The sequence below is a fragment of the Rhizobium sp. CFBP 8762 genome (genome assembly GCF_014841565.1).
In the GTDB taxonomy this organism is placed as follows: Bacteria; Pseudomonadota; Alphaproteobacteria; order Rhizobiales; family Rhizobiaceae; genus CFBP-8762.
Window position 1 is genome coordinate 193,260 of record NZ_JACYUD010000002.1, and the last position, 21,883, is coordinate 215,142.

The 21,883-nt window shown below is 58.6% G+C and carries 19 protein-coding genes; 10 read left to right on the plus strand and 9 right to left on the minus strand.

Going from position 1 to position 21,883, the window contains the following annotated elements; translation table 11 throughout:
- Window positions 1-145: 145 nt before the first annotated feature.
- Complete coding sequence (locus IFT84_RS06085; RefSeq protein WP_192117777.1) at window positions 146-3,511, plus strand: hybrid sensor histidine kinase/response regulator; 3,366 nt, start codon at window positions 146-148, stop codon at window positions 3,509-3,511.
- A gap of 1 nt (window position 3,512) precedes the next feature.
- Window positions 3,513-4,448, plus strand: coding sequence for a response regulator transcription factor (locus IFT84_RS06090; protein WP_192117778.1), 936 nt, complete (start codon window positions 3,513-3,515; stop codon window positions 4,446-4,448).
- On the opposite strand, the gene IFT84_RS06095 is transcribed toward IFT84_RS06090, so the two are convergent.
- The 8 genes from IFT84_RS06095 to IFT84_RS06130 all read right to left on the minus strand — a co-directional run bounded on the left by IFT84_RS06095 (window position 4,417) and on the right by IFT84_RS06130 (window position 12,225).
- Entirely contained in the window at window positions 4,417-5,157 is a 741-nt protein-coding gene (locus IFT84_RS06095; RefSeq protein ID WP_192117779.1) for a copper homeostasis protein CutC, read from the minus strand. The two genes, IFT84_RS06090 and IFT84_RS06095, sit on opposite strands and share 32 nt — an antisense overlap.
- Complete coding sequence (locus IFT84_RS06100; protein WP_192117780.1) at window positions 5,150-6,058, minus strand: ROK family protein; 909 nt, start codon at window positions 6,056-6,058, stop codon at window positions 5,150-5,152. Before IFT84_RS06100 ends, IFT84_RS06095 begins: the two co-directional genes overlap by 8 nt.
- Window positions 6,055-7,062, minus strand: coding sequence for an ABC transporter ATP-binding protein (locus IFT84_RS06105; protein ID WP_192117781.1), 1,008 nt, complete (start codon window positions 7,060-7,062; stop codon window positions 6,055-6,057). Before IFT84_RS06105 ends, IFT84_RS06100 begins: the two co-directional genes overlap by 4 nt.
- Window positions 7,063-7,076: 14 nt before the next feature.
- Window positions 7,077-8,132, minus strand: coding sequence for a Gfo/Idh/MocA family protein (locus IFT84_RS06110; protein ID WP_192117782.1), 1,056 nt, complete (start codon window positions 8,130-8,132; stop codon window positions 7,077-7,079).
- Window positions 8,129-8,968 carry a carbohydrate ABC transporter permease gene (locus IFT84_RS06115; RefSeq protein WP_192117783.1) on the minus strand — a complete coding sequence of 280 codons (840 nt, stop codon included), beginning with the start codon at window positions 8,966-8,968 and terminating at the stop codon, window positions 8,129-8,131. Before IFT84_RS06115 ends, IFT84_RS06110 begins: the two co-directional genes overlap by 4 nt.
- Window positions 8,969-8,980: 12 nt before the next feature.
- A complete protein-coding gene (locus IFT84_RS06120) occupies window positions 8,981-9,943 on the minus strand; it encodes a carbohydrate ABC transporter permease (RefSeq protein WP_192117784.1) in 963 nt (320 codons plus the stop codon).
- 79 nt (window positions 9,944-10,022) lie between these two features.
- Complete coding sequence (locus IFT84_RS06125; RefSeq protein ID WP_192117785.1) at window positions 10,023-11,282, minus strand: ABC transporter substrate-binding protein; 1,260 nt, start codon at window positions 11,280-11,282, stop codon at window positions 10,023-10,025.
- A 34-nt stretch (window positions 11,283-11,316) separates the two neighbouring features.
- Window positions 11,317-12,225 (minus strand): N-acetylmuramic acid 6-phosphate etherase, encoded by a 909-nt coding sequence (locus IFT84_RS06130; RefSeq protein WP_192117786.1) that lies wholly within the window; start codon window positions 12,223-12,225, stop codon window positions 11,317-11,319.
- 196 nt (window positions 12,226-12,421) lie between these two features.
- Between IFT84_RS06130 and IFT84_RS06135 the strand changes: the two genes are divergently transcribed.
- From IFT84_RS06135 to nagA, 4 genes are read left to right on the plus strand one after another with little or no spacing between them, the layout of a single operon-like run.
- Window positions 12,422-13,291, plus strand: a complete 870-nt coding sequence (locus IFT84_RS06135) for a BadF/BadG/BcrA/BcrD ATPase family protein (protein ID WP_192117787.1) — start codon at window positions 12,422-12,424, stop codon at window positions 13,289-13,291.
- Window positions 13,288-14,061, plus strand: a complete 774-nt coding sequence (locus IFT84_RS06140; protein ID WP_192117788.1) for a GntR family transcriptional regulator — start codon at window positions 13,288-13,290, stop codon at window positions 14,059-14,061. Before IFT84_RS06135 ends, IFT84_RS06140 begins: the two co-directional genes overlap by 4 nt.
- Before the next feature lie 5 nt (window positions 14,062-14,066).
- Window positions 14,067-15,101 carry an SIS domain-containing protein gene (locus tag IFT84_RS06145; RefSeq protein ID WP_192117789.1) on the plus strand — a complete coding sequence of 345 codons (1,035 nt, stop codon included), beginning with the start codon at window positions 14,067-14,069 and terminating at the stop codon, window positions 15,099-15,101.
- Window positions 15,098-16,255, plus strand: coding sequence for an N-acetylglucosamine-6-phosphate deacetylase (nagA, locus tag IFT84_RS06150; protein ID WP_192117790.1), 1,158 nt, complete (start codon window positions 15,098-15,100; stop codon window positions 16,253-16,255). The genes IFT84_RS06145 and nagA overlap by 4 nt, the downstream gene beginning before the upstream one ends.
- A gap of 78 nt (window positions 16,256-16,333) precedes the next feature.
- Here nagA and IFT84_RS06155 read toward each other — a convergent pair whose 3' ends face one another.
- A complete protein-coding gene (locus IFT84_RS06155; protein WP_192117791.1) occupies window positions 16,334-18,598 on the minus strand; it encodes a heavy metal translocating P-type ATPase in 2,265 nt (754 codons plus the stop codon).
- Window positions 18,599-18,858: 260 nt separating this feature from the next.
- On the opposite strand from IFT84_RS06155, the gene rutA reads away from it, so the two are divergent.
- The 4 genes from rutA to rutD are packed head-to-tail and all read left to right on the plus strand — an operon-like array spanning window position 18,859 to window position 21,860.
- Window positions 18,859-19,950 carry a pyrimidine utilization protein A gene (gene rutA, locus IFT84_RS06160; protein ID WP_192117792.1) on the plus strand — a complete coding sequence of 364 codons (1,092 nt, stop codon included), beginning with the start codon at window positions 18,859-18,861 and terminating at the stop codon, window positions 19,948-19,950.
- On the plus strand, window positions 19,947-20,696 hold the full coding sequence (gene rutB / locus IFT84_RS06165; RefSeq protein ID WP_192117793.1) for a pyrimidine utilization protein B: 750 nt from the start codon (window positions 19,947-19,949) through the stop codon (window positions 20,694-20,696). Before rutA ends, rutB begins: the two co-directional genes overlap by 4 nt.
- A gap of 1 nt (window position 20,697) precedes the next feature.
- Complete coding sequence (gene rutC / locus IFT84_RS06170; RefSeq protein WP_192117794.1) at window positions 20,698-21,087, plus strand: pyrimidine utilization protein C; 390 nt, start codon at window positions 20,698-20,700, stop codon at window positions 21,085-21,087.
- A gap of 8 nt (window positions 21,088-21,095) precedes the next feature.
- The gene (gene rutD, locus IFT84_RS06175) at window positions 21,096-21,860 is read left to right on the plus strand and encodes a pyrimidine utilization protein D (protein ID WP_192117795.1); all 765 of its coding nucleotides are present in this window, start codon (window positions 21,096-21,098) and stop codon (window positions 21,858-21,860) included.
- Window positions 21,861-21,883 lie beyond the last annotated feature (23 nt).

The following is a 21,883-nucleotide window of genomic DNA, read 5'->3' on the forward strand; positions in this document are numbered from 1 at the left end:
ACGAGGACTCATAGAACCGGTCCCCTGTTGGCAGGAACTATCGCGCTAGAGGCGGCAAAGCCGTATACGTTGTTTGACGTAGGTGCGGTGGGGAAAGCGGAAGCCTTTGCCCATGCAACCGCATTAAAACATGCTAGATAACCTCATGGCTCCACGGCAACGCATCATTCCCGTCCGCCGCGATTACAATCGGTGGGTGGCAAACCAGACGCTGGAAGATTATGCCTTGCGGTTTACCGCCAAGGCCGCGCGCCGCTTTTCCAGCACCCGCATTTCGCAGACGGCCATCGGGGCCATCTCCTTTTTGGCACTGGAAGCCATTGGCGGGGCGATTACGCTTTCCTACGGCACCACCAACGCCATAGCAGCCATCATCGTTGCCAGTCTTGTCAGCTTGCTTATCGGCCTGCCGATTGCGCGTTATGCCATTCGCCATGGTGTGGATATCGATCTTTTGACGCGCGGCGCGAGCTTCGGCTATATCGGCTCCACGCTAACCTCACTGATCTATGCCAGCTTCACCTTCATCCTGTTTGCCATTGAGGCATCCATCATGTCCGGGGCACTGGAGCTTGCGCTCGGCATCCCCCTTTGGATCGGCTATATCGTCAGCGCTGTTATGGTCATTCCGCTGGTAACGCACGGTGTGCGGCTGATCAGCCGGTTCCAGCTGATCACGCAGCCCTTCTGGATTGTGCTGAACATCCTGCCATTCATCTTCATTGCCATGACGGACTGGAAAACGTTCGATATCTGGCGCGCCTTTACCGGCCTGCAGCAAGCTGTGGGAGAACCCGGCACTACGGCCCCGTTTGTGCTGGCGCAGTTCGGTGCGGCCTCTGCCGTCATCTTCGCGCTGATGGCGCAGATTGGCGAACAGGTGGATTTCCTGAGGTTTCTGCCGCCGCAGGATCAGAAAAAGCTCAAACATCGCTTTGCCATTTTTCTGGCTGGCCCCGGCTGGGTGCTGGTCGGCGCACCAAAGCTGCTGGCCGGCTCGTTCCTCGTGGTGCTGACACTGAATGCCGGGGTACCGGTGGATCGCGCTGCCGATCCGGCGCAAATGTATCTGACAGCGTTTGGCTATATCCTGCCCTGGCCGAACGCGGCGCTGTTGCTGATGGTCGCCTTTGTCGTCGTATCGCAACTGAAGATCAACGTCATGAATGCCTATGCGGGCTCGCTGGCCTGGTCCAACTTCTTCTCGCGCTTGACCCACAGTCATCCGGGCCGCGTGGTATGGCTGGTCTTCAACGTTGCCATTGCGCTGCTGCTGATGGAACTGGGCATTTACACGCTGCTGGAAGCCACGCTTGGCATCTTCTCCATCATCGCCATGGCGTGGCTCTGCACCATTTCCGCCGATCTCTTCATCAACAAGCCGCTGGGACTGGCACCCCCCGGCATCGAGTTCAAGCGCGCCCACCTCTATGATATCAACCCTGTTGGTCTCGGCAGTATGGGCCTTGCCACCATTGCTGCACTCACGGCCCATTTCGGTGCATTCGGCCCCATGGCGGCGGCGCTGGCACCGTTCATCGCCTTGACGGTGTCGCTGGTTGCGTCGCCGCTCATCGCTTGGGCGACAGATGGCAAATATTATCTGGCGCGAAAGCCGCGCCAAAGCTGGAAGCGCCTGTCCAGCCTCACCTGCTCCATCTGCGAGCATGATTTCGAGCCAGAGGACATGGCGTGGTGTCCCGCCTATGCTGCGCCCATTTGTTCGCTCTGTTGTTCGCTGGACAGCCGCTGCCACGATCTGTGCAAACCAAAGGCCAAGTTGAGTGCGCAGGCCGCTGCCGTTGGCAACACCCTGCTTCCCGCCTCCACCATGGCATGGCTAGCCTCACGCTTGGGGCGCTATGCGATTGCCTCCGTGCTGGCCATCGCCTTCATCGGAATCGTGCTGGCGCTGATCGCGCACCAGATCAGCAGTGGATTTCCGGCTCAGGCAGACGTTGTCAACCGCACGGCAGCCGTCGTTTTCTTTGTGTTTGCCGTCGTGGCGGGCGTTGCCTGCTGGTTCTATGTGCTGGCGCATGACAGCCGCGTGGTGGCGGAAGAGGAGTCATCACGCCAAAACACGCTGCTGCTCAAGGAAATTGCAGCTCACAAAAAGACCGATGCCGCCCTGCAACAGGCCAAGGAAACGGCGGAATCTGCCAACCGCGCCAAAAGCCGCTATGTCGTGGGCCTTGCGCATGAGTTGCGCACGCCACTCAATGCCGTCATGGGCTATGCCCAAATTCTGGAGCGTGACGATACCATTCCCGCACCGAGACAATCGGCCATCAAGGTCATCCGGCGCAGCGCCGATCACCTCTCTGGCCTGATCGATGGTCTGCTGGACATTTCCCGCATCGAGGCGGGGCGGCTTCAGGTGTTCTCCAACCCGATCAATCTCGGGGACTTTTTGGATCAGATCGTGGATCTCTTCCGCCCGCAGGCGGAAGCCAAGGGCCTCACCTTCGAGCAGCACCGTGCCGCCAATCTGCCGTCCTATGTCCGCACTGATGAGAAGCGCCTGCGCCAGATACTTGTCAATCTGTTATCCAACGCCATCAAATTCACCGATCATGGCAGCGTTCGATTCGAGGTTGGATACCGCACGCAGGTTGCCACCTTTACCATCAGCGATACCGGGCGCGGCATCGCCGAGGGCGACCTGCCCCGCATCTTCGAGCCGTTCCAGCGCGGTGAGGCCGAAACCATCAGGCCCATGCCCGGTCTTGGCCTTGGACTCACCATCACCCGTCTTTTAACAGAGACACTCGGCGGTGAAATTGCTGTGGAAAGCACGCGCGATGCGGGCTCCATTTTCCGTGTGCGGTTGATGCTCTCGGCCATGCCGAAGCCAGCCACCAAACCGGCCATCCAGAAAATCCACGGCTATACCGGCCCGCGCCGCACCATTGCCGTTGTGGATGACAATGAAGACCACCGCGATCTGATGCGCGAAGTGCTGATGCCGCTGGACTTTGTGGTGCTGACCGCCGCCAGCGGTCCTGATTGTCTGACATTGATCGAGGGCGTGAAGCCAGACCTGTTCTTCATCGACATTTCTATGCCCGGCATGAATGGATGGGAGTTGGTGCGGCGTCTGCGCGAGACCGGACAAACGGCTCCCATTCTGATGCTCTCGGCAAATATCGGCGATACGCCGCAGATGGATGGAGACACCGGACATAACGATACGCTGGCCAAACCTTTCGATATCCGCCAGCTTCACGACCGGCTCGCCGCTCACCTCCATCTGGACTGGCTGACGGATGCGCCGCAGGCGAGCGAGCCCAGCGAAACGAAAATTATCAGCCCCGGCCCCGCCCATATCGAAGAACTGATCCGGCTGGGCGAGATTGGCTATGTCCGCGGTATTGAAGCAAAACTGGCGGATTTGGCGCTCGTTCCCGACAATAGACCTTTTGCGCATGCACTTTTGAAATATGTTCAAGCCTTCGATCTCGCAGGCTATGCCGCGTTTTTAAAACGCATCGGGCAGGAGAAACCGTGACATGACAACAGGCGCAAGCCCGCGCGACATCATCCTCATTGTTGATGACTCCCCGGAAACACTGGGCTTCTTGACCGATGCACTGGAGCAGTCGGGCTTTTCCGTGCTGATTGCGACGAGCGGCGCGGCGGCGCTCTCCATTGTAGACCGTATCACGCCGGATATGATCCTCATGGACGCGATCATGCCCAATATGGACGGGTTTGAGACTTGCCGCAGGCTGAAAAGCAACAGTGCCGTGGCCGCTGTTCCCGTGGTCTTCATGACGGGGTTGACCGAGACCGAGCATGTGGTTCACGCGCTGGAGTCCGGCGGTGTCGATTATCTGACAAAGCCCATCAATATCGATGAGCTGCGCGCTCGCATCCGTGTGCATCTGGCGAATGCCCGCTCCGCCCAGAGCGCCCGCGTGGCGCTGGATGCCGCCGGCCGGCATTTGCTGGCCGTCAGTCAGACCGGCAGCATCCGGTGGTCCACGCCGCAGGCAACGCGGCTGGTGGCAAGTGCGACCGGCAGTGACGCGGGGCTGGACCAGATTGCGGCGGAAATCGGCCTGTGGATGAACAACCGCAACCGTCCCGGCTTTGCCAGCGGCGCGCCGTTTGTGGTCGGGGCCGGTCAAAGCGAGGGTCGGGGCGAGGGTCTACAACTGGCCTATCTCGGTGCTGTTGGCGCGGATGAGTTTCTCTTTCGCCTGATGGCGGTCAGCGGTGCGACCGATACCGAGCGGCTGCGCCAGAGTTTCGGGCTGACGCAGCGCGAATCCGATGTGCTGCTTTGGATTGCCAAGGGCAAATCTAACCGCGACATCGGCGATATTCTTGGCCTGTCATCGCGCACGGTCAACAAGCATCTGGAACAGATTTATGTAAAACTCGGTGTGGAAAACCGCGCCTCCGCTGCGGTCAAGGCAGCCGGTGTTCTGCATGCAGGTTAAGCGCTGCTTTTAAGGTTCGCACACGCTCTTCATCCGTCATCCGGTCGGAAGGCAATGCAAAACCCATGCGCAAGATGTTTGGTTGGGGGGTAGCGGCAACCCCGCAGGACGCATGGACTTCATTCACCGGTACGCGAGCAAGTATATCCGGCAGTGTTTCTATGGTGACACCCGCTCCCGGCATGATGGAAATGCGGCCAGCCGCAACATCGTGGACACGGCGCAGGTCGTCCAGTCCGGCTGAAACGGTCGGCGCACGCCCGGATGTCAAAATGCGCTCGAAACCAAGCTCAATGGCCAATTCCACAGCCTCTGATACATCGGGCACAAGATCGAACGCGCGGTGCAGCGAGCAGCCAACACCGGCAGCAGCCTTGATCAGCACCCTGAGCATATCGCCGTTCAACCGTCCATCGGCGAGGCTTGCGCCCAGCACGACGCCAGCGAGGCCGGCGCTGCGCGCTTCTTGTATATCGGCAATCATCACGGCACAGTCGGCATCGTTGAAAACGAAATCCCCACTGCGGGGCCGGATCATGGCATATACAGGAATATCAACCGTGGCTGCCTCGGCCATCAACCCCGCAGAGGGCGTCAAGCCGCCGACCGCCAGCGCACTGCACAGTTCAATGCGGTCCGCGCCACCGTTGACGGCTGCATGCAACCCGCTTGCACTGTCCACACAGACTTCCAGCAAACGATCAACCAAGGCAAGCCGCTCCCAGCAAGGCCGCGCCGATCAGGCCCGGTTCCACAGTGCAGGCCGCTGGCACCACCAGGGGCCGTGGAAAGCGCCGCAACGTGCGGCTGCGCACCGCCTCATCCAGCACTGTCAGCAACGCTTTCGAATTTGCAAGACCACCGCCGACCGGCACAATCGTTGCCCCGGTGATGTTGATCGTCAACGCCAAAGGCGCGCTCACCAGATCGACAAACACATCCAGCGTGCGTGCAGCCGCGTTATCGCCTGCCTGCCACCGCTGAATGATTGTTTCGCTTGTCGCCCTAATGCCGTGGAGATGCTGGTGCAGCCGTTCCATGCCACGGGCCGCGCCGATGGTGTTGACACAGCCGCTTTGTCCGCACTCGCAGGCAAAATGCGGAATAAGCACCGGAGGCGTCCCGGCAAAGGACGCCGCCGCCGTGCCATGCCCCCACTCCCCGGCAAAGCCGCCATGCTCATTGATGAGCCGCCCATCTACCACCAGCCCGCCGCCAACGCCGGAGCCCAGAATGGCCCCAAACACGATGCGGTGCCCCTGCCCCGCACCAACGCCCGCTTCCGCCAGCGCAAAGCAATCGGCATCATTGGCGATGAAGACAGGCAGACCGAGTGCGGCTTCCAGATCGTGTTTCAGATCACGCTGGTGCATGCAGGGAATGTTGGCGCAAATCAGCGTGCCGCTGTCCTCATCCACCACACCGGTAATAGAGATCGCCAGACATTGCGGCTTATCTGGCAATTGCAATATCGCATCGCGAAACACCGCAACAAAGGCCGCAAAATCTCGACCAGGTGTCGTGACGCGTGGCATGGGCCTGATGTCCGTCGGCGACGCCGCAACCGCACCTTTCATGGCACTGCCGCCTATGTCGAAGCATAGGATCATACGCCCTTGATGGCCTTCTGGCTGGCGTCGAAACGGTGCATCTTGCTCTCCTCGGGCGTCGCGAAGACAATGTCGTCCACATCAAACCGGTGCTCGCCGAACAGTCGCACCGTCAGAAGCCCGGTCTTCTCCGTTTCCAGATACAGGATCGTATCTGCTCCCAGATGCTCCACATGGATGACTTTACCGACCCACTGCCCTTGGTCACGCGACAGCGTGATATGCTCCGGACGGATGCCGATAGTTTTGGCTCCAGCAATACCGAGCTTGTCGGCATCGATGAAATTCATCTGCGGCGAGCCGATGAAGGAGGCAACGAACTCATTGGCTGGAAAATTGTAGAGCTCCATCGGTGATCCGACTTGCTCGATCACACCGTTGTTCAGCACCACGATCTTGTCGGCCAGCGTCATCGCTTCCACCTGATCATGGGTGACGTAGACCATCGTGGCCTTCAACTCGCGGTGCAGACGCGCGATTTCCAGCCGCGTATTGACACGCAACGCCGCATCCAGATTGGACAGCGGCTCGTCGAACAGAAACAGTTTTGGCTCCCGCACGATGGCGCGCCCGATGGCCACGCGCTGACGCTGGCCGCCGGACAACTCCGCCGGGCGGCGCTTCAGATAGCTTTGCAGCGAAAGCATATTGGCAGCTTTTGCCACCCGCGCTTCAATATCGGCCTTCTCCGCACCGGCCTGTTTGAGCCCCAGCCCCATATTGTCGGCGACGGTCAAATGGGGATACAGCGCGTAGGACTGGAACACCATGGCGATGCCGCGCTTGGCGGGCGCAACATTGATCATTTCCGCCCCATCAATCTGAATGGAGCCGGAGGTGGCATCCTCAAGGCCCGCAACGATGCGCAGAAGTGTGGATTTTCCGCAGCCGGAGGGGCCAACAAAAATAACGAATTCGCCATCCTTGACCTCAAGGTCTATGCCTTTCAGCACGTCATGCGTGCCGAACGATTTGCGGATGGAAGTCAGGTGCAAGGAGCCCATATGCTTCTTCTTTTCTACAAGTTGACGGGCAAGCCGCTGCGCACACTTTCGTCCGCGGCCAGACAGATCGCCAGTGATTTGACCGCATCGTCCATATGCGCACCGAGGTCGATATCCTCCCGAATGGCTTTCAGCACGAAAGCCTGTTCCAGATCGCAGAGGTCCTGATGCCCGGGTTCACCCGCCATGGTCAGCATCTCGTCGGGCTTGGTAAATCGCCCGTCCGCGCCAAGGCTTGCCGAATGCAGCTTGATCATGTTGGTTTTGGTGTGGGCGTCCACATCATCCGAGCGCACATTGCTGTCCATCACGATGGAGACGCATCCGTTGGGAGAAATCACGTCTTTCACGAAGAAGGCCGTTTCCGACATCATCGGCCCCCACCCGGCCTCGTACCAGCCCACCGATCCATCATCGAACATGACCTGAAGATGCCCGTAATTGTACATGCCGTCGTCAATCTCCTGGCTCAGCCGCACGCCCATGCCGCGCACCTGCACCGGTTTGGCATCGGTGATCTGGCACATCACATCGAGATAATGCACGCCGCAATCGACAAGCGGTGATGTCGTCTTCATCAGCGCCTTGTGCGTGGCCCAGGTCTCGCCGCTGGATTGCTGGTTCAGGTTCATCCGAAACACATAGGGTCCACCGAGCTTGCGGGCCTCGGCAATCAGCCGCATCCAGCTTGGGTGGTGGCGTAGAATGTAACCAACGACCAGTTTGCGACCATTGGCCCGGGCGCAGGCCACGACACGTTCCGCGTCTGCCACCGTTGTTGCCAAGGGCTTTTCAACAAAAACATGCGCGCCCGCTTCCATTGCCATGATGGCGTAATCGGCATGGGTATCGGAATAGGTGCTGATCGAGCACAGGTCCGGTTTCAGTTCGGCCAGACTGTCCGCAAAGGTCGGGTGAATCCGATAGCCTTCCAGAGCTTGCGGCACAGCAACGTGCGAGCGGTTCACCAGCCCGACAATTTCAAACCCCGGATTGTGGTGATAGGCCAGCGCGTGGCTTCGCCCCATATTGCCCAAACCAGCAGACAGAACACGGATGGGTTTGTTCATTTGACGGCTCCCGAAGTTATGCCACGGATCAACTGCCGCGAGAAGATGACGTAAAGGACCAGCACCGGAAAGATCGCCAGAGACAGGGCTGACAGCACCGCATTCCAGTTTGTCACGAACTGGCCGATGAACATTTGAGAGCCGAGCGTGACCGTTTTTGTGGCCTCACCGGGTGCAAGGATCAATGGAAACCAAAGGTCGTTCCAGATCGGAATCATCGTAAACACCGCAACCGTCGCCATGGCAGGCCGTACCAGCGGCAGCACCAGCCGGAAAAAGATGGCGTATTCGGAAAGCCCGTCGATCCGCCCGGCATTCTTTAGATCATCGGATACGCTGCGCATGAACTCCGAAAGAATGAAGACCGCCAGCGGCAACCCTTGCGCGGTGTAGACCAGGATCAGCGCCGTTAGCGTATTGACGAGCCCCGCGGCGACCATGCCCTGCAAGATCGCCACCGTTCCCAAACGAATGGGGATCATGATGCCGATGGCCAGATAAAGGCCCATGAGCGAATTGCCCTTGAACCGATATTCCGAGAGCGCGAAGGCCGCCATCGCACCAAACAGCAGCACAAAAAAGATCGAGACAACGGTCACGATCACGCTGTTTTGAAAGTACCCGGCAAAGTCCCCCTGCGTCAGCACGGTTTGGTAACCGGTCAGGCTGAACGTTTCAAAGTTCGGCGGTGCCAGCGGCGCACGGAAAATGGCGTTCTTGGTCTTGAACGAGTTGATGATGGTCAACACGACTGGAAACAGCGCGATGACCGTGTAGGCGATCAGCGCCAGATGCACGAAGCCGGTGCGAACGGGAGAGCGGCGGGCGATGGACATGCAGAGGCTCTCCTAGAACTGGTAGCGGCGGATGCGCCGCTGGATGCCGAACAGGTACAGCGACACACCGGCCAGAATGATCAGGAACATGACCGTTGCGATGGTCGCGCCCATGGAGCGATCGCCAAGCTGCAACTGGAAGCCGAAGAACGTTCGGTAGAGCAGCGTGCCCAGCACATCGGTAGATTTATCCGGCCCCGCCAGCGCACCCTGCACAGTATAAATCAGATCGAAGGCATTGAAATTGCCCACAAATGTCAGAATGGAGATAATGCCGATGGCAGGCAGGATCAGCGGTAGTTTGATCTTCCAGAACTGCCCCCAGCCGGTGATGCCATCGCATTCTGCGGCTTCGATAACCTCTTCGGGAATGCTCAGGAGTGCTGCATAGATCAGCATCATGGGAATGCCTACATATTGCCAAACGGAGATGAGTGACACCGCGATCAGCGCCGAACCGGGTTTGCCAAGCCATGGCGAAAAGAACGATTTGAGACCCACCAGATCCATCAGCCAGGGGGACACGCCCCAGATTGGCGACAGGATCAGCTTCCAGATAAAGCCGACAATCACGAAAGACAGCAGCGTCGGCAAGAAGATTGCGGTGCGGTAAAATGCTGCAAACCGAAGCTTCGGAATCGACAGCATCGCCGCCAGCGCCACACCGATCGGGTTCTGCACCAACATGTGGATGACGAAGAAAATGAAGTTGTTGCGCAGCGCATTCCAGAAATCGGCAGCCCAACGCGCATCCCCAAACAGCACACGGAAATTGGCAAGCCCGACGAAAGCAGGCTGACCATCCACCACGTTGAACAGCGACAGGCGCAATGTCTCAATCAGCGGCAGGATCATCACCGCGCTGTACACAATCAGCGCAGGCAACAAAAACACCACAATGTGCCAGCGGCGCGGCCGCTTTGCGGCGACGGGAAGTGTCCGCGCATATGGGGCGGAAACAGCAGCTTCGCTCATAAGCTCCACCTCATCTTAAAAGTCTTGGGATTGCGACCAACGCTGATGATTCCGTCAGCGTTGGTCTATCGATCGTGCCTTACTTGGCTGGCTTGTACCAGCTATCCAGACCGTCCTGCAGCTTCTTGGCAGCCACTTCCGGGGTGTCCGTGCCGTTGATGACGTTGGCCGACTCCGTCCATGTCTCGTTCTCAAGGTTCGGTGTGCCGCGCGACAGAATCTGATAGGTCGAGCGGATCGTCGGCTTGCACTTCTCACGCCAGGACACAAATTCCTGTGCCAGCGGATCGGCCATTTTCACGGGAGTCGAGTTCAGGCTGAAAAAGCCGGGCAAAGCATTGGCGTAGATATCGGCAAATTCCGGTGAGGCAACCCATGTGAGGAAGGTCTTGGCGGCATCCGCATTCGGGCTTTTTGCGTTGATGCCCATGCCGATGTCGTTGTGGTCGGAAATGTAGCAGGTATCACCGGCGTTTTTAACCGGCGGCGCAAATGCACCAAGCTTGATATCCTTGCTCTGATTGAACAGCGAAATCTCCCATGAACCTGCGGGGAAGATCGCTGCACGGCCCAGCGTGAACAGATTCTGGCTGTCAGGATAGGTCTGCGCCTCAAAACCGTCGCCCAGATAATCCTTCCATTTTGCCAGAACGCGGTAGGGTTCAACCCATGGCTCGTCGGTCAGCTTCTGCTCGCCCTTGACGAGCGCAATACGGCCTTCCTCACCCTTCCAATAGGTTGGGCCGATGTTCTGGTAGCCCATGGTCGCAGCTTCCCAGAGGTCCTTGGTGCCCATGGCAAGCGGAATGTAGGTGCCGTCTGCCTTGATCTTGTCGAGCGCGGCAAAGAATTCCGCCTCCGTCGTCGGCACGCTGATGCCAAGCTTTTCAAACGCATCCTTGTTGTAGATGAACCCATGGATAACCGACGCCATGGGAACGCAGAACGAGGCTGAGCCATCATCCGTTGACCATGCGGACTTTGCAACCGGTGAGAAATTCTCCATGCCGGGCAGATCGGTGAGGTTGATGAGATGCTTCTTGTTGTAAAGTTCCAGTGACGCATCGAATGGGCGGCAGGTGATCAGATCACCAGCGGAGCCTGCATCCAGCTTGGCATTGAGTGCTGCGTTATATTCGGTCGGTGCCGTTGGTGAAAACACGACCTTGATACCGGGATGTTTTGCTTCGAAAGCCGGTATCAGCTTTTCCTGCCAGATTGACAGGTCGTCATTGCGCCAGCTTTCAATCGTGAGGGTTTTATCCTGTGCCTGCGCCAGTGCTGCGGAGCCCAGAATGGTGGATGCCAAGAGCAATCCGCTTAATACGCGTGAAGTCATGTCTTTTCTCCCGTTGACGCGCTTTCTGCGCGTTTCATGTTCCCGTCGTCTGTTTCATGCTCAGCGCGTCCAAGGCGGCGCGCAGATTGTTGTCGTAGCCATCAAGACGGAGTTGCGCGTCCGCACTATCCCGCGCGCCTGCAGCCAGAAGCAAGGCAATTTTGACAGCGCCATTGGCGCGGTGCAGAAGCCCTTCGGCGTCCTCAGGCCCGATGCCCGAAATATCGCTGACCATACGGACAGCGCGTCCACGCAGTTTTTCATTGTCCGCTTTCAGGTTGACCATATGGCCATCCATGACGTGACCGAGTTCCACACCCAGCAATGTGGAAAACATATTGAAGGCAATCTTCTGCGCTGTGCCGGCCCCCATGCGGGTGGAACCGGAAATGACCTCCGGCGGCGTCGCCAGAACAATGCGAACTGTTGCCGGTTCGTGCAATTTAGAACCGGCGACATTCGCCATGCTGATGACCGTCGCGCCCAGCGCGTTTGCGGCCTGCGCCGCATGAACCACATAGGGTGTGCCGCCGCTGGCCGATACGCAGATCACGCAGTCATCCGCCCTTATTGCGGTGCGCTGCACATCCGCATCTGCAAGCGCGGTATCATCCTCATACCCGCCCGCCAGGTCTACGAGACTATCGGCCCCGCCTGCCAGAAGGATAACAATTCGGTCACGCTGAATGCCGTAGGTTCCGGGAAGCTCCAGCGCATCGGCCATTGCCATCAGCCCGGAGCTGCCTGCGCCAATATAAATCAGGCGACCGCCACGTTTCAGCGCCCCATGGGCAAGGCGAGCCGCCTCACCAATGTCAGTCAATGCGCCAGCGACCGTTTTGGCCGCCTCGACCTGACCGTCGAGAAGCAAACGAAGCTGCGCTGCCGGGTTCAATTGATCGAACCCCTTTGCGCTGTCATGGCGTGCTTCCGTGCTCATCATTCCGGCATATCTCCTTGCAACAAATTAATGCCAAAAAAATACCACTTGTCCAGATAATATTTTAAATTTCCGATGATTTCCAGAAAATCAGAAATATGACATATATTTCAATAGGGTGACAATTGCCCTAAAATTCGTGAATTGATAAAGGCTTGGCGAATGGTATTTTTTTGGTATTGTGTGCTTGGAGGTGCTGATGGTGGACCTGATACTTGGAATTGATGGAGGCGGCACAAGCTGCCGCGCCGCCGTTGCGGGCGCTGATGGCATTATCGGGCGCGGCAAAAGCGGCGCGTCCAATATTCTGACCGATCCCGATACGGCTCTGATTCATATCGAAGCAGCCGCGCGTGCGGCGCTGGAAGATGCGGGCCTGGATGGTGATGCTATCCACCGCGCCAAGGTTCTGCTCGGCGTGGCCGGCAGCAATGCCGGTGCTGCAACCCGCTACGTGCTGGACCGTCTGCCTTTTGCGCAAAGCGCCATTGAGTCCGATGGACTGATTGCCCTGCAAGGCGCGCTGGGCGACGAGGATGGTGCGGTCGCGATTCTGGGAACCGGCTCAATCTTCATCGTGCGGCGCGGCGGTACTGTGCGCTATTTTGGTGGCTGGGGTTTTGTTATTGGCGATCTCGGCAGTGGTGCGTGGCTGGGCCGCGCTGTGTTGCAGGAGATGCTGCTGGCCTATGATGCCGTCCATACAGCCTCCGCACTGACAGACGCTATCCTCACCCGTTTCGATGGCGATCCGCGCGCAGCGGTGGAATTTGCCCGCACCGCGCGGCCCAATGATTTTGCCCGCTTTGCGCCGCTTGTGTTTGAATATGCTGAACAGGGTGATGCGGTGGGCGTCGCGCTATTGAAAGCGGCTGCTATCACCATAGACGAATCGCTGGATCGCACATTCACCGAGGGCGCCGATCGCCTGTGTTTGCTCGGCGGGCTGTCATCGCTCTACACGCCATGGCTCGCAGAGCAGCATCGCGCGCGTATCATTGAGCCCAAGGCCGATGCGCTGACGGGCGCCGTGGAACTGGCCCGCTTACGGTTTACAGGCGCGGCATGACGGAAACGCTGGCTGACATCCTGTCCCCGGAAACCATTCAGGCAGCTGGCCGCGGCCCGCTTTATCTGCGCCTGCGCCAATCGCTGGAGGGTGCCATCCAGTCCGGCCGCCTGAACCATGGTGATGCTTTGCCGCCCGAGCGTGATCTGGCCGACTTTGCCAATATCAGCCGCGTAACCGTGCGCAAAGCGGTGGATGATCTGGTGAAGGATGGTCTGCTGGTGCGCCGCCATGGCTCCGGCACGTTTGTGGTGAAGCCCGTGTCGAAGGTCGAGCAATCGCTCTCGCGCTTGACCTCGTTTACCGAGGATATGGATCGCCGCGGTCTCAAAGCGCGGTCACAATGGCTAGAGCGCGGCATTCACCGCGCCTCGCCGGATGAAATTATGATGCTGGGCTTGCCATCTGACGCGGACGTTGCCCGCCTAGGCCGCCTGCGCATTGCGGACGATATGCCACTGGCCATTGAGCGCGCCAGCCTTTCGGCAGAACTGCTGCCTGATCCCATGGCTGTCACCGCCTCGCTTTACGCAGCGCTGGATGCGGTTAACAACCGGCCCGTGCGCGCGGTGCAACGCCTGTCTGCCACCAATATTCGCGATGCCGATGCAGCGCTTCTTGGTGTTGCCGTTGGTGCGGCGGGCCTATCCATCGAACGAATTTCCTATCTGCCATCCGGTCGGGTGGTGGAATTCACCCGCTCGCTCTACCGGGGCGATGCCTATGACTTCGTGGTCGAACTGACCCTTCCCAGACCCGAGAACGAGTAAGACCTATGACACACGATGTGCAGACCCATATGCTGCGAGAAATTCAGGAAATTCCCCATGCGGTTGCCCGATTGCTCGATCAGTCCGGCCCGGCGCTGAAGCAGGCGGGCGACGCGCTTCGTGACCGCGACCCGGCTTTTCTGGTGACCGTTGCGCGCGGATCGTCTGATCACGCCGCCCTGTTTCTAAAATACGCTATAGAACTGACGACCGGACGTCCGGTGGCAAGCCTCGGGCCGTCACTGGCCTCTGTTTACGGCGCAAAGCTGCATCTGAACGGGGGCGCGGGCATCGCGATTTCCCAATCCGGCAAAAGCCCGGATATTGTTGCGATGGCGCAGGGTGCAACCGATGGTGGCGCGCTGATGATCGCGCTGACAAATACGCTGCCCTCCCCCCTTGCCAGCGCCTGTACCCATGCGCTGAACATTGAAGCGGGTCCTGAAATTGCCGTTGCGGCCACAAAATCCTTTGTCAGTTCTATCGCCGCCGGGCTTGCGGTGCTGGCGCACTGGACGGGCGACACGGCCCTGCTTGCTGCTGTATCTGAACTGCCCCGTCATCTGGAACAGGCTGTTCAGCTCGACTGGCAACCGCTGTCCGACCGCTTGAAAGACGCCGACTCGCTCTACGTTCTAGGCCGTGGTCCTGCTCTGGCGATTGCCAATGAAGTGGCGCTGAAATTCAAGGAAACATCCGATCTCCACGCCGAGGCGTATTCCGCTGCCGAAGTGCTTCACGGTCCGGTTGCCTTGGTGGGGCCGGATTTTCCGGTGCTGGCGCTTAGCTCCCGTGACGCCGCCGAACAACGTGTTGTGACCGTTGCCGATGATTTAAAAGGCAAAGGTGCGTCAGCATTTGTCACCAGCGACACGGCCAGGTCTGCCACCGTTCTGCCCTTCATAGCCACCGGCCATACGCTGACCGATGCGCTGGCACTGGTTGTTCCATTCTACCGCTTCGTGGAATCGTTTTCGCGCCTGCGGGGTCTCAATCCCGATCAGCCGATCGCACTCAAGAAAGTGACGGAAACACGATGAGTACCGTTCAAGCCCTGATCGGCGCACGCATTTTCGATGGTCACGGTTGGCACGACGACAAGGCGCTGATGATCGACGCGGGCAAGGTCAGCGCTATCGTTCCCCTCGCCGACGTTCCGGCCAGCGCTGCGCGAATTGATGCGGGCGGGCAGATCATCGCGCCTGGCTTTATCGATTGTCAGGTCAATGGCGGTGGTGGCGTGCTGCTCAACGACAAACCCTCGGCTGACCATATCGCGCAAATCTGTGCGGCCCATGCCCGCTTTGGCACAACGGCGCTTCTGCCCACGCTCATCACGGATACGCGGGACGTTACCCGCGCCGCTATTGCCGCCGGACACGCGGCAAAGGCGGCGCAGGTGCCGGGCTTTATCGGCCTCCATTTGGAGGGACCGCATCTGTCGGTTGCGCGAAAGGGTGCGCATGAGCCATCCTATATTCGTCCTATGGAGGATGAAGACCTCGCCATGATCGTTGACTGTGGCGAAACATTTCCGGCGATGATCACGACCATTGCACCCGAAAATGTCAGCGAGGCGCAGGTCTCAGCGCTCTCGAACGCTGGCATTACGGTCAGTCTCGGCCATACGGATTGTACATTCGAAACAGCCAAGACCTATGTCACCGCCGGGGCCAGCATGGTCACGCATCTGTTCAATGCCATGAGCCAGCTTGGCCATCGCCAGCCAGGGCTTGTTGGAGCGGCGCTGTCCTTCGGGGAGCTGTCCGTTGGCTTGATTGCCGATGGCTTTCACGTTGATCCTGCAGCCATGAGCATCGCGCTACGCGCCAAGCAAGGACCGGGCAAAATGTTTCTGGTCACCGACGCCATGTCCACCATTGGGTCGGATCAACAGAGCTTCTTCCTGAATGGCCGCGAAATCTTCCGTGAAGGCGGCTGCTTGCGGCTGGCGGATGGCACCTTTGCAGGCTCCGATATCGACATGCTCTCATCTATCCGTTTCGTGCATGATGTTCTGGGGCTGGATCTGGGAGATGCTGTCCAGCTTGCGACGGTCAACCCCGCCGCAGCCATCGGGCTGCAAACCAAGGGTGCGTTGACTGCGGGCATGGACGCAGACTTTGTCGTGCTCACGCCAGCGCTCGATCTGGTGTCCACCTGGATTGCGGGCGACACCGTTTTTCAAGCGTAGAGGGCGGGGCTGACCCCGCCCTTCCCCTTCAAGCATGTCTTGATCTCAAAATCGCTGCACACTTTTGAGAGACATGCTTTACGCTTTGTCGAAGCGCACATTCAGCAATCGCAGCGCATTGAGCGTCACCAGAACAGTTGCGCCCGTATCGGCCAAAATAGCAGGCCAGAGGCCGGTGACGCCGATGATGGTCGTGACCAGAAACACCGCCTTCAAACCCAGCGCGATGGTGATGTTTTGCGTGATATTGCTCATGACCTGACGCGACAGGCTGATCATATTGGCAATATCGACCACGCGACCATGCAGAACCGCAGCATCCGCAGTTTCCAGCGCCACATCGGTGCCGCCACCCATGGCGATGCCGATATCGGCAGCGGCGAGAGCTGGAGCATCGTTGATACCATCACCGACCTTGGCAACCACCCGGCCCTTGCCCTGAAGTTCGCGAACAATGCGCTGTTTGTCCTCCGGCAACAGCTCGGCCCGCACGTCAATGCCGAGCGTCTTGCCAATGGCCGCAGCGGTGCGGGCATTGTCGCCCGTGAGCATAACGGTCTGAATGCCGGCAGCCTTCAGGCGGCTCAAACCCGCTGCTGCATCCTCACGCGGCTCGTCGCGAATGGCCAGAAACCCCGCCACCTGATCGCCCACCAACAGCACCGAAACGGTCTTTCCTTCATCGTTGAAAGCCTGAATACGAGCGGTTACCTCTGTTGCAAGCGCTGCCTTTTCCGCCGCCGCCTGTGGGGACGCGAGATAGAGCGTTTCCCCGTTCAAGACGCCAATCACACCCTTGCCCGCAACGGCCTTCGCGTCCGTTGCCGCCGCCACAACGACGCCGTCGTCCTTGGCGCGGGCCAGAATGGCCAGTGCGAGCGGATGGCTGGAGCCGTTTTCCAGCGCTGCTGACAGTGCCAGCACGTCGGCTGGCGATTTGGAGAGGCCTACGACGTCCGTGACCTTGGGCTTGCCCTCTGTCAACGTGCCGGTCTTGTCCAAGGCAACGGTGTTGATCTTGCGTAAGCCCTCCAGCACCGCGCCGCCTTTCAGCAGCAGGCCACGGCGGGCGCCCGCCGACAGGCCAGCGGCAATGGCCGCAGGTGTGGAAATTACCAGCGCACAAGGGCAACCGATCAGCAGCACGGCAAGACCCTTGTAGACCCACTCACCCCATGCCTGACCGAAAAACAGCGGCGGCACAATGGCAACCAACGCACCCAGCACAAGCACGGCAGGCGTATAAATTTGGGAGAACCGGTCGATGAACCGCTCCGTCGGAGCCTTGCTTTCCTGCGCTTCTTCAACCAGCTTCACAACACGGGCAATGGTGTTATCGGCCGCTGCCGCAGTTACCTTGACCCGCAAAACACCATCACTGTTGATTGTGCCTGCAAACACCGCATCGCCAACCGTCTTGCGCTTTGGCGTGCTTTCACCGGTCACCGGGGCCTCGTCAATGGAACTGCTGCCGTCGATAATATCACCATCGGCGGGGATGCGGTCACCCGGGCGAACCATCAACACCGCACCGACAGAAACGCTATCGGCTGGCACTTCTTTCGTCTGCCCGTCGATATCCAGAAAAGCGGTTTTCGGAACGAGGTCCGTTAGCCCCTTGATGCTGGCGCGCGCCCGCGAGGCGGCAACACCTTCCAGCAGTTCCCCAACCAGAAAGAGGAAGATGACCATCGCCGCTTCTTCCGTCGCGCCGATAAACACGGCACCGACTGCGGCAATTGTCATCAGCGTTTCAATGGAAAACGGTGTTCCGGTGCGCGCCGCCATAAAGGCACGGCGCGCAATCGGCACCAGACCTACCGCCATAGCCGCCACGAAAACATAGGGGCCGAGGTCACGCATGAAGTGGCCGATGATGTAGGCAACCGCTAGTGCAAGCCCGCAGCCAATCGTCAGTTTGGCTTTCTGGGTTTTCCACCACGGACCATCGCCAAGATCGAAATGATCATGCGCGTGCCCGTCCGACGCGGGCTTCACCTTGACCGGGTTGCCGTGAGAATGCCCGGCGTGATCATGATGATCATGGTCGTGGTCGTGGTCACGATGGTCATGGCCGCTGCAAGCAGGCGAATGCACATGCTTTTCCGGCATGTCCACCGCCGCTTTTGCCACCTTGTAACCAAGCGACTGCACCTGCTTTTCCACGCTACCGGCCGCAAGGCCATCGTCGTGCGACACCGTCAGCGTACCGGCAGTCACAGAAACGTGGACATCCGACACCCCGGCAACACGAGACACGGCATTTTCAATTTTGGTGGCGCAGGACGCGCAGTCCATGCCCCCCACACGATACTTTGTTTTAACGGTCGAGGAATCGCTCATATCAGGCCCTTTCGCTCATATCGTCCGTTCTAGGACCTCTAGCTACTAGAGGGTCAAGCGCTTTTTTCATGACAAATGTCCGATGCGACCACTGCCGAAAAAATGCGCAGTTGCACATTTTCAAATTATTTATCAACTGATAAAACTTTTACTGACCGATAAATTTCTAATAAGCCATTGATTTTACTAGGATCGATTGAGTTGGCACGGAAGCTGCAACGGAAATCCCATAAACTTCACCGTAGTCAGGATTTCACCTCATGGAAATTGGCGTCTTCATACCAATTGGAAACAATGGCTGGCTCATCTCGGAAAATGCGCCGCAGTACAAACCGACATTTGCGCTGAACAAGGAGATAACGCTCAAGGCGGAAAAATACGGTCTGGATTTCGTACTCTCAATGATCAAGCTGCGCGGCTTTGGCGGCAGGACCGAGTTCTGGGACCATAACCTGGAGTCCTTCACACTCATGGCAGGGCTTGCCGCCGTGACCACCAGGATCAAGCTGTTTGCCACGGCGGCAACCTTAGTCATGCCCCCGGCCATCGTTGCCCGCATGGCTTCCACCATCGATTCCATTTCCGATGGCCGTTTCGGGCTCAACCTCGTGACGGGTTGGCAGCGTCCGGAATATTCGCAAATGGGACTGTGGCCAGGTGATGAGTACTTCTCCCGCCGCTATGATTATCTGGGTGAATACGCCACCGTGCTTCGCGATCTCTGGGAAACCGGCAGCAGCGATTTGAAAGGTGAATTCTTCCAGATGGATGATTGCCGCCTCAGCCCTCGCCCGCAGGCGGAGATGAAAATCATTTGCGCCGGGTCCAGCAATGCGGGCATGGATTTTTCGGCCACCTACGCTGATTACAATTTCTGCTTCGGCGTTGGTGTCAACACGCCCACAGCCTTTGCCCCTGCAGCCGAACGGCTGAAAGTAGCCACCGCCAAGACCGGTCGCGATGTTTCCTCCTTTGTGTTGTTTATGATCATAGCCGACGAGACAGACGACGCTGCCCGCGCAAAGTGGGAAAAGTACAAGGAAGGGGCCGATCAGCAAGCCATCTCTTGGCTTGGGTTGCAGAGTGCGGCCGATACCAAATCCGGCTCTGATACCAATGTGCGCCAAATGGCCGACCCGGTTTCCGCCGTCAACATCAACATGGGCACGCTGGTCGGGTCATTCGAGACGGTCGCAAAACTTCTGGATGAGGTGCCAACTGTACCGGGTACCGGCGGCGTGCTGCTCACCTTTGATGACTTCCTTAAAGGCGTCGAAGATTTCGGCACACGCATCCAGCCTTTGATGTCGTGCCGCCAACACATCAAAACCTTTGCGGAGGCCGCAGAATGAACATCGTGACGACCGCAGGCTACACACCCGCACCGCAAACCCGGCAGAGCGTAACCCTTCCCGCCCGGCCGGAACCGATCAGCCTGAAACCCAGCGAGACCGCCGTTGTGGTGGTGGATATGCAGAACGCCTACTCGACGGAGGGCGGCTATGTCGATCTGGCCGGGTTCGATATATCCGGGGCGAAAAGCACCATTGCAAACATCAAGACAACGCTGGACGCGGCCCGCGCCGCCGGTCTGCCCGTGCTCTATTTTCAGAATGGCTGGGATAAAGACTATATTGAAGCGGGTGGTCCCGGTTCGCCCAACTGGCACAAATCCAACGCGCTGAAAACGATGCGCGCCCGCCCGGATTTGAAAGGCACCCTGCTGGCAAAGGGGACATGGGACTACGCCATCGTCGATGAATTGCAGCCGCAACCCGGTGACATTCTCGTGCCAAAGACGCGCTATAGCGGGTTTTTCAATACGAATATGGATAGCCTTCTCCGCGCGCGCGGCATTCGCAACATCGTGTTTGTCGGCATCGCCACCAATGTGTGCGTGGAGTCATCGCTGCGCGATGCCTTTCATCTGGAATATTTCGGCGTGGTGCTGGAAGACGCGACCCACCATCTGGGCCCGGACTTTATCCAGCAGGCGTCCATGTACAATATCGAGAAATTTTTCGGCTGGGTGTCCACGGTCAATGATTTTTGCGGCGCCATCGGACAGGCCGCTCCAACGGATGTGAAGGGTGAATAACATGCCAAAATCGATTGTCGTCCCCGCCGGTACGTCCAAGCCCATCGCACCATTCTCCCCCGGCACGCTTGCCGATGGCGTCGTTTATGTGGCGGGAACGCTGCCCTTCGATAAGGACAACAATGTCGTCCATGTTGGCGATGCCGCGGCCCAGACCCGCCATGTGCTGGAAACCATCAAGTCCGTCATCGAAACCGCTGGAGGCACGATGGAGGATGTAACCTTCAACTCCATCTTCATCACGGATTGGGCTGACTATGCCGCGCTGAATACGGTTTATGCGGAGTATTTTCCAGGCGACAAGCCCGCCCGCTTCTGCATTCAGTGCGGGCTGGTCAAGCCGGATGCACTGGTGGAAATTGCGACTATCGCCCATATCGGCAAGGTATAAGGCAGCCCATGATCTACGATGTTCACGGACAGGATGGCAGCAGTGAAACCGTGCTGCTGTCCTCCGGCCTCGGCGGTTCTGCCGCCTACTGGGCACCGCAAATGGACATGCTGTGCGCGCGCTTTCGCGTCGTGACCTACGATCATCGCGGAACCGGGCGCACGGGTGGAACGGTTCCGCCAGCGGGTGGTATCACCGCAATGGTGCAGGATGTGCTCGACATTGCCGATGCACTGAACCTGACACGCTTCCACATGGTAGGCCATGCGCTGGGCGGGTTGATCGGGCTCCAACTGGCGCTGGATTATGCTGAGAGGATTGACAAGCTCGTTGTCGTCAACGGCTGGAGCAAGGTAGACCCGCATTCCGGTCGCTGCTTCGATGCCCGCATTGCGCTTCTTGAGAACTCGGGGGTGGAGGCGTTTATCAAAGCGCAACCTCTGTTTCTCTATCCCGCCGTGTGGATGTCTGACAATCAGGCGCGAATGAACGCCGACGATGTGCATGGCGTGCAGACCTTTCAAGGCAAACAGAACATTCTCGCCCGCATCGCCGCTCTGCGAACGTTTGATATCGACAAGCAACTGGCCGATATCAAAGCAAAAACTCTGATCATGGCAACCCGGGATGATCTGCTGGTCCCTTATACGCGTTCACACCGGCTGCATGATGGCATCCCGAATTCGCAACTCTGGATGCAGGATTTCGGTGGCCACGCAGTTAATGTTACCAGTCCCAATTCTTTCAATGACGCGCTTGCCGCATTCCTGTAAAAGCCTCTGGCATTCAATAGAGA

Excerpts from the sequence above, each read along its gene's own strand:
- rutB (WP_192117793.1), top strand. The coding sequence starts at position 19,947 with ATGAACATCGTGACGACCGCAGGCTACACACCCGCACCGCAAACCCGG.
- IFT84_RS06120 (WP_192117784.1), bottom strand. The coding sequence starts at position 9,943 with ATGAGCGAAGCTGCTGTTTCCGCCCCATATGCGCGGACACTTCCCGTC.
- IFT84_RS06105 (WP_192117781.1), bottom strand. The coding sequence starts at position 7,062 with ATGGGCTCCTTGCACCTGACTTCCATCCGCAAATCGTTCGGCACGCAT.
- IFT84_RS06110 (WP_192117782.1), bottom strand. The coding sequence starts at position 8,132 with ATGAACAAACCCATCCGTGTTCTGTCTGCTGGTTTGGGCAATATGGGG.
- IFT84_RS06090 (WP_192117778.1), top strand. The coding sequence starts at position 3,513 with ATGACAACAGGCGCAAGCCCGCGCGACATCATCCTCATTGTTGATGAC.
- IFT84_RS06145 (WP_192117789.1), top strand. The coding sequence starts at position 14,067 with ATGACACACGATGTGCAGACCCATATGCTGCGAGAAATTCAGGAAATT.
- IFT84_RS06115 (WP_192117783.1), bottom strand. The coding sequence starts at position 8,968 with ATGTCCATCGCCCGCCGCTCTCCCGTTCGCACCGGCTTCGTGCATCTG.
- IFT84_RS06155 (WP_192117791.1), bottom strand. The coding sequence starts at position 18,598 with ATGAGCGATTCCTCGACCGTTAAAACAAAGTATCGTGTGGGGGGCATG.
- IFT84_RS06100 (WP_192117780.1), bottom strand. The coding sequence starts at position 6,058 with ATGATCCTATGCTTCGACATAGGCGGCAGTGCCATGAAAGGTGCGGTT.
- IFT84_RS06135 (WP_192117787.1), top strand. The coding sequence starts at position 12,422 with ATGGTGGACCTGATACTTGGAATTGATGGAGGCGGCACAAGCTGCCGC.
- IFT84_RS06085 (WP_192117777.1), top strand. The coding sequence starts at position 146 with ATGGCTCCACGGCAACGCATCATTCCCGTCCGCCGCGATTACAATCGG.
- IFT84_RS06130 (WP_192117786.1), bottom strand. The coding sequence starts at position 12,225 with ATGATGAGCACGGAAGCACGCCATGACAGCGCAAAGGGGTTCGATCAA.
- rutC (WP_192117794.1), top strand. The coding sequence starts at position 20,698 with ATGCCAAAATCGATTGTCGTCCCCGCCGGTACGTCCAAGCCCATCGCA.
- nagA (WP_192117790.1), top strand. The coding sequence starts at position 15,098 with ATGAGTACCGTTCAAGCCCTGATCGGCGCACGCATTTTCGATGGTCAC.
- rutD (WP_192117795.1), top strand. The coding sequence starts at position 21,096 with ATGATCTACGATGTTCACGGACAGGATGGCAGCAGTGAAACCGTGCTG.
- rutA (WP_192117792.1), top strand. The coding sequence starts at position 18,859 with ATGGAAATTGGCGTCTTCATACCAATTGGAAACAATGGCTGGCTCATC.
- IFT84_RS06140 (WP_192117788.1), top strand. The coding sequence starts at position 13,288 with ATGACGGAAACGCTGGCTGACATCCTGTCCCCGGAAACCATTCAGGCA.
- IFT84_RS06125 (WP_192117785.1), bottom strand. The coding sequence starts at position 11,282 with ATGACTTCACGCGTATTAAGCGGATTGCTCTTGGCATCCACCATTCTG.